This window comes from Acinetobacter sp. GFQ9D191M (assembly GCF_011174875.1).
In the GTDB taxonomy this organism is placed as follows: domain Bacteria; phylum Pseudomonadota; class Gammaproteobacteria; order Pseudomonadales; family Moraxellaceae; genus Acinetobacter.
Genome location: NZ_JAALGV010000043.1, coordinates 1 through 13,382, shown reverse-complemented (window position 1 = coordinate 13,382; position 13,382 = coordinate 1). Strand labels below are relative to the sequence as shown.

Sequence of the window (13,382 nt, the reverse complement as noted above, 5' to 3'; positions counted from 1 at the left end):
TGGGTTTCGATATGTAAATAGATCATTATCAGCTTCAAATAAAATTAAGCTGCAAATAAAGGACTAAAGCCTTTTTTTCTTAATAGTTTACGGTACATGCTGGAGCTGCGATCTGCCGGGAAATGTGCTTCCAGAGATAGGTCAAGCGGTAGAAATTCGGGCTTCTGGTTTTCGACAATCAGGCGATCTTCTTCAAAAATCTTCAGATTAAAATCATAGGCTTCTTCGACGGGTAAGTCTTTATCATAGTTACGACAGATAGGAGCAAACAGTCGGGTCTGACGGGCGGTCATCGGTGAAGCAGCATTCATAATCACCTGTTTAGCATCATTAGGGAAATGGATGGTCAGGGTCGCGGTAAAGGGTAGGCTAATTTCAAAATGTCTCAACCATTTAAAATCTTCCTGACCACGCTGATCTAACCCAATCGGATAACGGCCGACACTGCTGATATAGTCGGCACTGAAACCATATTCAGTTTCTGTTGTGATGTAATTCGGGACTTCGACATCATCTGGATCACCAAAGGTATCCGGATGTACCCAGGCAAAATGGGCGACATCAATAAAGCCTTCTAGCTGTCTGCCAGCAAAACATTTGATGTCGACTTGTGGGCAAATCAGTTGCTGATAATCTGCATCATTCCAATAAGGCATCACTGGAATATTCGGTTCAGCATCTTTGTCAGCTGTCAGTGAACACCAGATCAGACCATAGCGTTCTACAGCCGCATAGGTCCGTAAATGAAACCGATCTGAAATTTTATGCTGTGGATGGGCAGGGATACGGTTGCATTTACCTTGTGTACCAAAACGTAAGCCATGATAAGGACAGACGATGCCTTGACCATCATTTTTCCCCAGACTTAAAGGCACACCACGATGCGGACAGGCATCTTTGGCCACAACTAGTTCATCCTGCATCTTGTAAATGACCAGTGGCATATCTAGCAACATTGTCCCTAACGGCTGTTCGGAAATATCACGGGCTAAGGCCACTGGATACCAATATTGAGCTAGGAGATGCCAGTCATGTTCTTCAAATGTCATGTGAATGGGTAAATCGGGATTGAAAACTGGAATGGTTGTGCTGTTCATGGCGCTATCACTGTGATTCTTTATTTCAATATAGGCCAATGTGATGTTCTACGAAATTTCAAAGATCAGGACATCCTGTTGCATAAATTCGAACAGGATGTAAGGAGGAATGAGCTATAGGCAAAAAAATTAAAGGAAGCAATATTTAAAGTTCCGAAAAATGCTTCTTTTATTTTTCATGCACAAAATGTGTATTTAGGGCTTTATGCCTAATGTGATATGCAAGCTCCGTTCAGATAAAATCAGCTAATGTCAGGGAACAACAAAAATATCTGATTCAGGATGAAGAGATGACTAATTTGCATGTATCCCAACCCGTTGGCTGTATTATTCAAGGAAAAATGGTACAAGGCGGTGGCGAAAGTTTTGTGGTGATCAATCCTGCTGATGAGCAGGTATTGGCACTGTGTTCCTCTCCCTCAGAAGCACAAGTTGAAGACATCATCCGTAGTGCCGAGCAGGCTTTTCACCAATGGAAAAATACGGATGATGCAACGCGACAGTCAATTCTGCATCGTATTGCGGATCGTATTGAAGAACACCGGGAAGAATTAGCGCGTTTAGTGGTGCAGGAGCAGGGCAAACCTTATGCGCTGGCTGAATTTGAAGTCGGTGGGGCCATTGCCTGGACCCGCTATCAGGCAGAACTCAAGATTGAAACTGAAATCTTACAGGATGATGCCAATAAACGGATCGAACTGCATCATCGGCCTTTAGGGATTGTGGCATCGGTCACTCCATGGAACTGGCCTTTGATGATTGCTGTCTGGCATATCATGCCGGCAATTCGCGCTGGCAACGTGGTGATCAATAAGCCTTCAGAATTTACCCCATTGTCGACCCTTCGACTCGGTGAGCTGATTCAGCAAGAAGTTGCACCTGGAGTCGTATCTATACTTACAGGTGGCGGCGAAGTTGGTGCCAAGCTGACCAGTCACCCTGCAATTGCCAAAGTGGTATTTACCGGTTCAACTGCGACTGGGCAAAGAATCATGCAAAATGCAGCCGCGACTTTCAAACATCTGACACTGGAACTTGGTGGCAATGATGCAGGTATTGTTTTGCCAGATACCGACATTCAGGCAATGGCAGTCCGAATCTTTGATGGAGCTTTTATCAACATGGGCCAGACCTGTGCAGCGTTGAAGCGTCTTTATGTGCATGACAGCCAGTATGATGCACTGGCACAGGAATTAGTGAAAGTCGCACAGCAACAGTCTCTGGGCTATGGTTTAGCTGAAACGACTACTTTTGGTCCGGTACAAAATATTAAACAATACCAAAAAGTTCAGGCCATGATTCAGGAAGCTCAGGATGAAGGGGCAATAGTCATGACATCTGAGCAAAATCTACCGGATGCAGGTTATTTTATTGCGCCGACGATCGTGACCAATGTGAGCCCAGATAGCCGTCTGGTTCAGGAAGAGCAGTTTGGTCCGGTATTACCTTTGATCCGTTATCATGATATTGAAGAAGTACTGACTGAAGCCAACAATACGGATTTTGGTTTAGGTGGTTCGATCTGGTCATCCAATCTAGAGCAGGCGCAGCAGTTTGCACAGCGACTGAGTTGTGGTACGGCGTGGATCAATACGCATGGTGAGATTTTCCCGCATGTACCTTTTGGGGGATGGAAGCATTCAGGCATTGGTGCCCAGTTCGGACTGAGTGGTCTGCTCGAAAATACGATTCAGCAGGTTGTTCATATCAATAAAAATTAAATCAAAAAAAAGCTCAAGTTGTACTTGAGCTTTTTTCTTTTACCTTAAGACATATTAACGTAATAAAGGGCGGGCAGCCTGAAAATCAAAATGTAATTGCTTGAATTTATTTAAGACAATATAAGATTTGATATGGCCGATAAAATTACAGCTTAGTAATTTTTCAGTCACAAAATTTGCCAGCATTTCCAGATTTTTAGCGCCTACTTTTAACATGAAATCTGCATCACCACTTAAAGAAAAAGCTTCCTGAATAGCTTCTTCTTCTTCAATCAATTGTTGAAAAGCGATCTTCGCTGCTGCGTCATGTGTTTTGAGATTGACCTGAACCATAGCCAAAACTGCAATTCCCAAAGCTTCAGGATGAATGCAGGCGCTATAACCCAAAATAATTCCTTTTTGCTCTAGCAGCTGACGCCGTCTAGAACATTGAGAGGCTGACAAACCGATTAAATCTCCGATTTCCTGATTCGTCAGGCGCCCATTTTTTTGCAAAGCCTGGATGATTTTCCAGTCAAATTTATCCATTGCATCCATTGCATTGAATCCTTATCCGATACACGTTTTATGTGTTTTTGAATCATTGTGACTTGCATTATGCACGAAATCAGAAAATGAAATGCAATATTCTGTAATTGAAGCATGATAAGTGATAGGGAAAATAATAATGTTTATGGAAATTGGTCAGTACCTTAATCAGCGCCTGCAAGAGCTAGGAATTCAGCATATTTTTGGTGTACCAGGTGACTTTAATCTCTCCTATTTAGAACAGATCGAAATTGATCCAAAACTGGAATTTATCGGTAACTGTAATGAGCTCAATGCGGCGTATGCAGCAGATGGCTATGCACGTCTGCATGGTGTCGGTGCTTTACTCACCACTTATGGTGTGGGTGACCTGAGCGCGATTAACGGCATTGCAGGTGCATATGCCGAGCAGGTTGCCATGGTGCATATTTCCGGTATTCCGCCTTTGCATGCCGTAGAACAGGGTGCTTTGTTACACCATACCCTGATTGATGGCGATTATGACAATATCATGAACTGCATGCGCGAATTTACCGTGGCACAGACACGTTTGACTCCAGCCAATGCAGTGAGTGAAATTGACCGGGTATTGAAGCAATGTATATTGATGCGTCGACCGGTTCATATTCAGCTTCCATCGGATATTACCCATCTTCAGATTAAAGTGCCCAAGCAGCCTCTGGATCTGAGCCGTCCACAGAGTGATCCAAAACTTCTGCAAGACACTGCGGCACGAATAGCCAAACGCATCAAACAGGCACGTCAGCCAGTCCTGCTCATTGACAATGAAGCAGAAATTTTCCAGCTCACCGATATGCTGCAAAATTGGGCTGAGCGCATGCAGATTCCCTATACCTGCCTGTCTACTGCCAAAAATATCATGAATGAAAGTCACCCCTTATATGCGGGCGTTTATGCAGGTGCAGCAAGCGCAGCATCGACTTGTCAGTTGGTGGAACAGTCGGACTGCCTGATCGCTATTGGACCACGTTTTACCGATGTGGCCACCGCATTTTTCTCACATCGTGTATCCGCACAAAATATGCTGTATCTGGCGGATTCCTGTCTTTGTCTAGATGGACAGATGATCAGTGGACTGGATTTAGCTCAGTTGATCCAAGCCATCTCAAAACAGACTTTAGATGATCAACCACGTACTTTTAATCCTGCACCGAAACCATTGTTACAAACTCAACAGCTCGAAGAAAATACTGCGCTGAGCCAAACTGCACTCTGGCAGCAGATTTCTGAATTCTTGCAGGAAGATGATGTGATTGTGGCAGAAGTGGGCACTGCAAATGCAGGTTTATCAGGATTGACCTTGCCGGTGACCGCCAAGTATCTGGTTCAACCGATCTGGGGTTCAATCGGCTATACCTTGCCTGCCTTGCTTGGCAGTATGCTTGCTGCACCTCAGCGCCGTCATCTGCTCTTTATTGGAGATGGTTCGATTCAGCTGACCATTCAGGAGCTTTCTACCTTATTAAGAGAAGGCTTAAAACCTGTAATTTTTATTTTGAATAATGGCGGCTATACCATTGAACGTTTGATCATGGGTGAAAATGCCAAGTACAACGATATTCAGAACTGGAAATACAGCCAGTTTGCTCAAGTCTTTTCTGCTGATACTCCGCATCAGGCTCATATAGTGAAAACCCCGGCAGAATTAAAGCGTACACTCGCACAAGTTCATCAGGTTGAGGAATTATGTCTGATTGAACTGCAACTTCCACGTATGGATGCTCCACAACGCTTAAAACAGTTTGCTGAAGTCGTGGCACGCTATGACTATGGTGAATATGGTTATAAGCAGCTAGTCGAGCAGAATACACCTCCCTACAAAAAGGCAATCTAGCAAAATGTAGAAATTAAAAAAAATTGTTCACAAGGAGTGACAATATGGATGTTGAAGATCATCAATTAAAAAAACAGCTTTCCAACCGGCATATCCAGTTAATCGCCTTAGGCGGAGCGATCGGTACAGGATTATTTTTAGGTTTATCACATACGATTCAGCTGGCAGGCCCATCAGTGCTTTTGGGCTATGCCATCGCTGGCATCATTGCATTTCTGATCATGCGCCAATTGGGTGAAATGGTAGTGCATGAACCGGTCAGTGGTTCATTCAGTTATTTTGCCAATAAATACTGGGGAAAAAAGCAGGCTTTATTTCAGGCTGGAACTATTGGGTTCTCTATGTATTAGTCAGTATGGCTGAGTTGAGTGCAATTGGTACTTTTGTTCAGTTCTGGTGGCCGGAGATTCCGACCTGGCTCACGGCACTGGCATTCTTCCTGCTCATGAACGGCATCAATCTGGTCAATGTCAAATTCTTCGGTGAGAGCGAATTTATATTTTCTATGGTCAAGATCATTGCCATTTTAAGCATGATCGGATTCGGGATCTATCTGCTGTTTAGCGGTTCTGCTGGCAGTCAGGCCAGTGTGACCAACTTGTGGCAGCATGGCGGATTTTTCCCTGAGGGCTGGTCGGGCTTTATGATGGCACTTGCCGTGATTATGTTTGCATTTGGCGGGCTGGAGCTGATTGGTATTGCCGCCAGTGAAACCAAAAATCCAGAAAAGACCATTCCAAAAGCAGTCAATCAGATTGTCTACCGTGTACTGATTTTCTATATTGGTGCCATTGGAGTGTTGCTATGTCTCTATCCATGGAATCTGGTGGCGCAGGGCGGTAGCCCGTTCGTAATGATTTTCCAGTCATTGAACAGCCATGGTGTGGCGAATGTTCTTAATTTTGTAGTTCTGGTCGCTGCACTTTCGGTCTATAACAGTTGTATCTACTGTAATACCCGTATGTTATTGGGTCTGGCCCAGCAAGGTAATGCACCCGCATTTTTAAAGAAAATTAACCGCCGTGGTATCCCGGTAAATGCTGTTCTATTCTCGGCAGCAGTCTCCGGTATCTGTGTATTAATGAATTACCTCATGCCGGGTGAAGCTTTCGGTATTCTGATGCTACTGGTGGTTTCAGCTCTGGTGATTAACTGGCTGATGATTTCACTGACCCATCTGAAATTCAGAAAAGCCATGCAGGAACAGCAGCAGACGACCGCATTCCCAAGTCTGTTTGGCCGCTGGAGTAATTACCTGACGATTTCATTTATCATCATGATTTTAATGATCATGAGCTTTACCAAAGAAATGCAGATTGCTGTTGCGCTGGTGCCGGTCTGGTTGCTGTTTCTCAGTGTGCTCTATGTGATGAAATATCGTCGAAAACCAGTATTATTGCCCGAATCAAGTCACTAAACTTAAAGACCCTGAACAGGGTCTTTTTTTATGTCCATAAGGTGCAAACTGTCTATTTAATTATCATTAAAACGTCATAAAGCTGTAACCTGTCTGTCATATTCTAAAACCACAATGCATGTATCGAAACAAGTACAAAACTGAATAAAAAGTGGCGTACTCCCAAGTTGTATAAATGAGAGAGATACAGAATGCGCTTTACCAATATTGCCTTAGCTTTAGCTTTAACCGGGGCTGCAGCAACTACAGCAAATGCTGCACGAGATACAATTCAGATTGCAGGGTCTTCAACCGTTCTGCCTTATGCCAGTATTGTGGCTGAAGAGTTTGGCAATACCTTTCCGCAGTTCAAAACTCCGGTTGTCGGTTCTGGCGGTTCTTCAGGTGGTTTAAAACAGTTTTGTAATGGTGTAGGGGATAACACCATTGATATCGCCAATGCTTCACGTCAGATCAAAAGCTCTGAATTGGCAGAATGTAAGAAAAATGGTGTGAACCAGGTTCTCGAAATCAAGATTGGTTATGACGGCATCGTCTTTGCTTCAAATGCCAAAAAAGCGGCATACAAATTACGTCCACAGCATGTTTATGCTGCATTAGCGGCAGAGTTGCCGGCTAAGGGTAAAATGGTACCTAACCCATATACTCGCTGGAACCAAATCGATTCATCATTACCGAATGAGCCGATCACGCTGGTAATTCCGGCTTCGAATCATGGAACGCGCGAAGTCTTCCAGGAGAAGATGGTGGATGCAGGTTGTAAATCGTATGCTGCTATTAAGGCTCTAGCGAAAGATGCACAGAAAAAAGCATGTACCAGCTTCCGTAAAGATGGCCGTGTTGTTGAAATTTCAGGTGACTATACTGAAACCTTGGCACGCTTAAAAACCTCACCGAGCGCTGTTGGCGTATTCGGCTTGGGCTTTTACGATCAAAACCGCGATAAGCTACGTGTAGCAACCGTCAACAACGTTGCTCCTTCTGAAAATACGATTCTGAATGGTTCTTATCCGGTATCTCGTCCATTGTTCTTCTATGTGAAAGGCGAGCACCTGAAATCAATCAAAGGCCTGCAACAATTTACTGAATATTTCCTGAACAAGAAAGTTTCTGGTAAAGGTTCCAAGCTTGAGAGAGCTGGCCTGATTTCAATGTCAGACAAAGAGCGCGCAGCAGTACTGGCTAACTTTAAAGCAGGTAAAGCGGTAGTGGTGAAGTAATTCACCTTGCTTCAATCGCTGATGATGGGGTGACCTGTCATCGGCGTTTCGTGATAAACAGGTTTTTTCGAACCATGAAAATTGAGAAACCAGTGGAGAATACATGAATCTGCTACTCATAGGCGTACTTCTGGCGATTATTGCCATCGCCTATCAAATCGGACTGACTAAAAGTCGTCATCTAGCAGGTAAGGGCAATAATTCCGCAGCACTGCATTCACGTCCAGGCTACTACGGGGCGATGGTAGCACTCTGGTGTGGCATCCCTGCATTTTTAATTTTGATGGTTTGGAATCTGGTGGAACCCAGTATTTTGGAACAGGTGGTACTCAATCATTTACCTGAGCAAATCTCTGCAGGACTTGATCCGGCCAGCCTGGGTGTAGTGGTAGATCGGGTGCAGGCTATTGCATCAGGTTTTGGTGTCAGTGATACCCCACAGCCGTATGAACTGGCAGCGGCAGAGCAGTTGGCGCGAGTTGCTGTTATTGGCACCTATGCCAAATTGGCCGTGGTCATTTCAGCTGCATTGGCAGGACTGGTCTGGGCCAAGCAGCGCATCAGTTCCCAGTTAAGAGCACGTAATCAGGTTGAGAAAACCATTAATATTGGCCTGGCACTTTGCTCGGGTGTCGCGATTCTGACTACGCTCGGCATCGTGATGTCAATGTTTGGCGAAGCCATGCGTTTCTTTAGCTTTGTCAGTCCAATCGACTTTTTCTTTGGCACAGTATGGGACCCGGGTTTTAGTACTTCGGGTAATGCGGAGGGCAGTTATGGTTTGCTGCCACTGCTCTGGGGCACACTGATGGTCAGTGGTATTGCCTTGCTGGTTGCAGTTCCGGTCGGCCTGATGATTGCAATTTATCTGGCTGAATATGCCTCGCCAAAATTCCGTTCCTGGGCCAAACCGACCATTGAGGTTCTGGCCGGTATTCCGACCATTGTTTATGGGGTTTTTGCCCTGATGATCATTGGCCCATTTATCAAGTCACTGGGCGCAATGGTCGGTATTCATATTAATGCCACCAGTGCACTGACTGCGGGCTTTGTGATGGGCATCATGATCATTCCTTTTGTGTCTTCATTGTCTGATGACATTATTACCCAGGTGCCGCGTGCCCTGCGTGACGGATCACTCGGTCTGGGCGCAACCAAATCAGAAACCATTCGCCAGGTCGTTATTCCTGCAGCTTTACCGGGCATCATTGGCGCCTTCCTGCTAGCAGCCTCCCGAGCTATTGGCGAAACCATGATTGTGGTACTTGCGGCAGGAAACAGCCCGCAGCTACATGGTAATCCACTCGAAGCTGTGTCTACCGTTACCATTACCATTGTCAATCAGCTAACGGGTGATACTGACTTTGCCAGCCCGCAAGCTCTGGTGGCATTTGCCTTAGGTTTAACCCTGTTTGTAATTACGCTGGGACTGAACATTATTGCACTGATAATTGTGCGTAAATATCGTGAGCAATACGACTAATGACGACTTCAAACACCACACCCCTAGATCAGTCCATTGATCCTGCTGTGGCAGCTGAACAACGTGAGCAGCGCAAACAGACCATTCAGAACTCGCTGGCAAAACGCCATCGCCGGGAAAAGGTTTTTAAGTGGTTTGGTTTTTCAGCGGTACTGGCTGGTTTATTCTTTGTCGTTTTGCTGTTTGGCAGCATTCTGGCCAAAGGTCTACCGGCATTCTGGCAAAGCAGCATGAGCCTGCCGATTCATTTTGATCCGGCCATTGTTGATATCGGAGCAAAACCGGTACAAAGAGAAAGCGAATCTCCGGCGCAGTTTGAAGAGCGTATGATCAGCTGGCAAATGGATGTCGGCATGGTGGACTGGGAAGCGCTGATCGTGAATGGCATGATAGCCCGTGATGCAAAACTGGCAGCACAGCGTGATGAGCTTAGTACGTTATACACCAGTTCAGAAGCTTATCGCCTTCGTGATATGGTCCTGAATGATCCGGCTTTGGTTGGACAGACAAAGCAAGTTAAAATTCTGGCTGATGCCAATGTCGATGTCTGGCTGGCAGGAAACATCGACCGTGATTTACCCGCAGAACAACAGCAGCTCAGTCCTGAAGTCCGCCAACTGGCAGATAAAATGAAAGCTTCTGGCGTGATTGAAAATAGCTTTAATACCAACATATTTGTCAGTCCGGACTCACGTAGCTCCCCAGCCACCTCTGGTCTGGCAGGTGCATTTATGGGCTCGCTGTTCATGATGCTAATTGTGATCTTTATCTCGATCCCGATTGGCGTAGCCTCAGCCATTTATCTGGAAGAGTTTGCACCAAAAAACTGGATTACCGATATTGTAGAAGTCAACATCAATAACCTGGCTGCAGTTCCTTCGATTGTGTTTGGTTTGCTAGGTGCAGCGATCTTTATTGGCTGGATGCATTTACCTCTTTCTGCACCGTTGGTGGGGGGGCTGGTACTGAGCTTAATGACTTTACCTACCGTCATCATTACCACTCGAGCCTCGCTGAAAGCGGTTCCGCCGTCGATTCGTCAGGCAGCTTTGGGCTTAGGTGCTTCGCGTATCCAGACTGTATTCCATCATGTATTACCACTCGCATTACCGGGGATTCTCACCGGTGCCATTATTGGTGTTGCCCAAGCCTTGGGTGAAACAGCACCGCTGCTGTTAATTGGTATGAGTGCCTTTGTTGCCAGCGTGCCTGCAACGCCGTTTGATCAATCAACTGCATTGCCAGTGCAAATCTTCCTGTGGCAGGGCAATGAACTGCGTAACTTCTTTGAAGGGCGTACTGCTGCAGCCATTATTGTTCTTCTTGCGATGATGCTGAGCCTGAACAGTCTGGCTATCTGGTTACGTAAGAAATTTGAAGTCCGTTGGTAAGAGGGGCAAAATCATGAATACAACTGAAATTTTAAATTCCTTAGAAAAGGATCCATCAGTGAATCCACAGCAAATACAATTTACAGCCGATGATGCTGCACAGAAACCAGCGACTTCATTTATCTCTCAATTGGGTCAGCAGGCAGAAGCAGCACAGGCACCCAAGTCTAGCAATGTCAAACTCAGCACCTCCGATGTCCATGTGTATTATGGTGAATCAGAGGCGATTAAAGGCATTGACCTGAACATCTATGAAAATGAAGTGATCGCTTTTATTGGGCCATCAGGTTGTGGTAAATCAACTTTCCTGCGGACCTTAAACCGCATGAATGACACTATTGATAGCTGCCGGGTGACGGGTAAAGTAATGCTGGACCATCAGGATATTTATGACCCTAACCTGGACGTGGTTTTACTGCGTGCCCAAGTTGGCATGGTCTTCCAGAAACCAAATCCATTCCCGAAATCTATTTTTGATAACGTGGCCTATGGTCCAAAACTCCATGGACTGGCCCGGGACAAATATGATCTGGAAGAAATTGTTGAGAATAGTTTGCGTAAAGCAGGACTTTGGGAAGAAGTGAAAGATCGTCTGAATCAGCCGGGTACAGGTCTGTCTGGTGGTCAGCAACAGCGTCTGTGTATCGCACGTACCATTGCTGTATCGCCTGAAGTGATTCTGATGGATGAACCCTGTTCAGCACTCGATCCAATTGCAACAGCCAAAGTTGAAGAACTGATCTCTGAGCTTTCTACCCAATACACCATTGCTATTGTGACTCACTCCATGCAGCAGGCGGCACGAGTCTCTGATCGGACTGCTTATTTCCATTTAGGTGATCTGATCGAAGTCAACTCAACCGAGAAAGTCTTTACCCAGCCTGACCATCAGCTTACTGAAGCCTATATTACCGGGCGTTTTGGTTAAGAAGTTTGATCTAATGAAAGAAGGGCTAAAAAGCTCTTTTTTTATATCTAAAAATAATCAAAGAATAGGAGATATATCAATTGAATCAGTGAAATGTGGAAGAATAAACTGAATCCTATTGTACCCTAAATTCTTATAGAATATGCCGTCTTTGACATGGCAGAGCTGTCAAAAGATAGATGCTAAGAAAAGGTTGCACCCGCTATGGAAATACTCAAAAAGATGTCAGTTTTTCTGATGCTGCTGATTGCCTTAATTTTAAGCATTGGTGGTTTGTGGCATCAATTACAAGGCGGCAGCATGTTTTACACACTGATCGGATTGCTGTATGGACTCAGTTTGAATTTCTATCTCAAAAAGCAGGAAAAAGCCTTATATGCGAATTCTGCTGTATTGTTCGGTGTTATTGTCTGGGCATCTTATCAGCATGGCATCAATTTTCTATAGTGCGAATTATTTTTGCCTTACTAAGACCATATGGATACTGCTCCGTTTCAGCAATTAAACAACAATATTCTATTGAAAAAAATTCATTTGACCTTATCTTAAAATAAAACCTATATAAATAATTGAGACCCGATTTTTATGTTATTTCATACCCCCAAATTACCCGCTGAAATCCGTATTAGTCATTTGAATGCGCGCATTAATGAGCAACGAAAAAAAATAGCGCAAACAACTTCATCTAAACTGGAACTTTTGCAATTGAGCCAGCAATTGTCAAAAGAAGCGCGTGCGCGTAAGAAAACTAACCAGAAAATCTATGTGCTCGATTTTAAAGGTGATATGGCTGCGTCTGCAGTAGAAAGCCTGCGTGAAGAAATTACCCTGATTCTATCTACAGCAAAAGCTGGTCGTGATCGTATCATTGTACGTTTAGAAAGTCCGGGTGGTATGGTACATGGTTATGGTCTTGCAGCTGCGCAACTGGTGCGCTTACGTGAAGCGGGTTTCCATGTGACCATCTGTGTCGATAAAGTGGCAGCCAGTGGCGGTTATATGATGGCGTGTATTGCAAATGAAGTGATTTCTGCGCCGTTTGCGATTGTGGGTTCAATTGGGGTAGTGGCACAGGTGCCGAACTTTAACCGTCTGCTGAAAGAAAACAAGATCGATTTTGAACTTTATACTGCGGGTCAATACAAACGTACGGTGACCATGTTTGGTGAAAATACCGAAGAAGGCAAAGCCAAGTTTGAAGAAGAATTGCAACAGACACATGCCTTGTTTAAACACTTCGTGGAAAAATATCGTCCACAGTTAAATGTTGAAAAAGTGGCAACGGGTGAACACTGGTATGGTCAGGATGCCCTAGACCTGAATCTGGTAGATAAACTGCAAACTTCCGATGAATATCTGCTAGGCCTATTACCACAACATGATGTGTATTTAATCCAGACCCGTAAAAAACCAACGCTGGGTGAAAAACTAGGTTTGCAAGCAGCACAAATTGCAGATTCTTTTATCCCTGCGGTGATGAATAAAGTGGTAGATACGCTAACCAAAGCCAATTCAAATCTGGTTCAGATGCGCGATCCTAAACTTTAATTTATTATTCAGTTATGAATCTAAAAGCTCACTTCGGTGGGCTTTTTTATGATTTAAAATTAAACAATTATGCTATAAGTAACTGACTTATAGTGGTTTCTCCTTTATATGCTCACCTTTCTTTTACTATTCGGCTTCTTCAGTATCATTTTCATTCTGATGCTATGTATGATCTATCTCCAAGTGAAAGAGGA

10 protein-coding genes and 1 pseudogene are annotated in these 13,382 nt (G+C 44.5%); 9 read left to right on the top strand and 2 right to left on the bottom strand.

Annotation, left to right across the window (positions count from 1 at the left end; all coding sequences use genetic code 11):
• Positions 1-44 precede the first annotated feature (44 nt).
• Positions 45-1,097, bottom strand: coding sequence for an aromatic ring-hydroxylating dioxygenase subunit alpha (locus G5T77_RS07795; protein ID WP_166137169.1), 1,053 nt, complete (start codon positions 1,095-1,097; stop codon positions 45-47).
• 341 nt (positions 1,098-1,438) lie between these two features.
• Between G5T77_RS07795 and G5T77_RS07790 the strand changes: the two genes are divergently transcribed.
• Positions 1,439-2,818, top strand: a complete 1,380-nt coding sequence (locus G5T77_RS07790) for an aldehyde dehydrogenase family protein (RefSeq protein ID WP_240904214.1) — start codon at positions 1,439-1,441, stop codon at positions 2,816-2,818.
• Positions 2,819-2,872: 54 nt separating this feature from the next.
• Here G5T77_RS07790 and G5T77_RS07785 read toward each other — a convergent pair whose 3' ends face one another.
• Positions 2,873-3,346, bottom strand: a complete 474-nt coding sequence (locus G5T77_RS07785) for an Lrp/AsnC family transcriptional regulator (RefSeq protein ID WP_034703664.1) — start codon at positions 3,344-3,346, stop codon at positions 2,873-2,875.
• Between the two features lie 139 nt (positions 3,347-3,485).
• On the opposite strand from G5T77_RS07785, the gene G5T77_RS07780 reads away from it, so the two are divergent.
• The 8 genes and pseudogenes from G5T77_RS07780 to sohB all read left to right on the top strand — a co-directional run bounded on the left by G5T77_RS07780 (position 3,486) and on the right by sohB (position 13,188).
• Positions 3,486-5,201, top strand: coding sequence for a thiamine pyrophosphate-binding protein (locus tag G5T77_RS07780; protein WP_166137175.1), 1,716 nt, complete (start codon positions 3,486-3,488; stop codon positions 5,199-5,201).
• A 44-nt stretch (positions 5,202-5,245) separates the two neighbouring features.
• Positions 5,246-6,618, top strand: a pseudogene (locus tag G5T77_RS07775) (amino acid permease).
• 191 nt (positions 6,619-6,809) lie between these two features.
• Positions 6,810-7,838: a substrate-binding domain-containing protein gene (locus tag G5T77_RS07770; protein WP_166137178.1), complete on the top strand. Its 1,029-nt coding sequence runs from the start codon at positions 6,810-6,812 to the stop codon at positions 7,836-7,838.
• Between the two features lie 103 nt (positions 7,839-7,941).
• Positions 7,942-9,321, top strand: coding sequence for a phosphate ABC transporter permease subunit PstC (pstC, locus tag G5T77_RS07765; protein WP_166137181.1), 1,380 nt, complete (start codon positions 7,942-7,944; stop codon positions 9,319-9,321).
• Complete coding sequence (gene pstA, locus G5T77_RS07760) at positions 9,321-10,712, top strand: phosphate ABC transporter permease PstA (protein WP_166137185.1); 1,392 nt, start codon at positions 9,321-9,323, stop codon at positions 10,710-10,712. Before pstC ends, pstA begins: the two co-directional genes overlap by 1 nt.
• Before the next feature lie 13 nt (positions 10,713-10,725).
• The gene (gene pstB / locus G5T77_RS07755) at positions 10,726-11,640 is read left to right on the top strand and encodes a phosphate ABC transporter ATP-binding protein PstB (protein WP_166137188.1); all 915 of its coding nucleotides are present in this window, start codon (positions 10,726-10,728) and stop codon (positions 11,638-11,640) included.
• Positions 11,641-11,844: 204 nt separating this feature from the next.
• Positions 11,845-12,087: a hypothetical protein gene (locus tag G5T77_RS07750; protein ID WP_004782654.1), complete on the top strand. Its 243-nt coding sequence runs from the start codon at positions 11,845-11,847 to the stop codon at positions 12,085-12,087.
• A 138-nt stretch (positions 12,088-12,225) separates the two neighbouring features.
• Positions 12,226-13,188: a protease SohB gene (gene sohB / locus G5T77_RS07745; RefSeq protein WP_159123126.1), complete on the top strand. Its 963-nt coding sequence runs from the start codon at positions 12,226-12,228 to the stop codon at positions 13,186-13,188.
• The last annotated feature ends 194 nt before the right edge of the window (positions 13,189-13,382 follow it).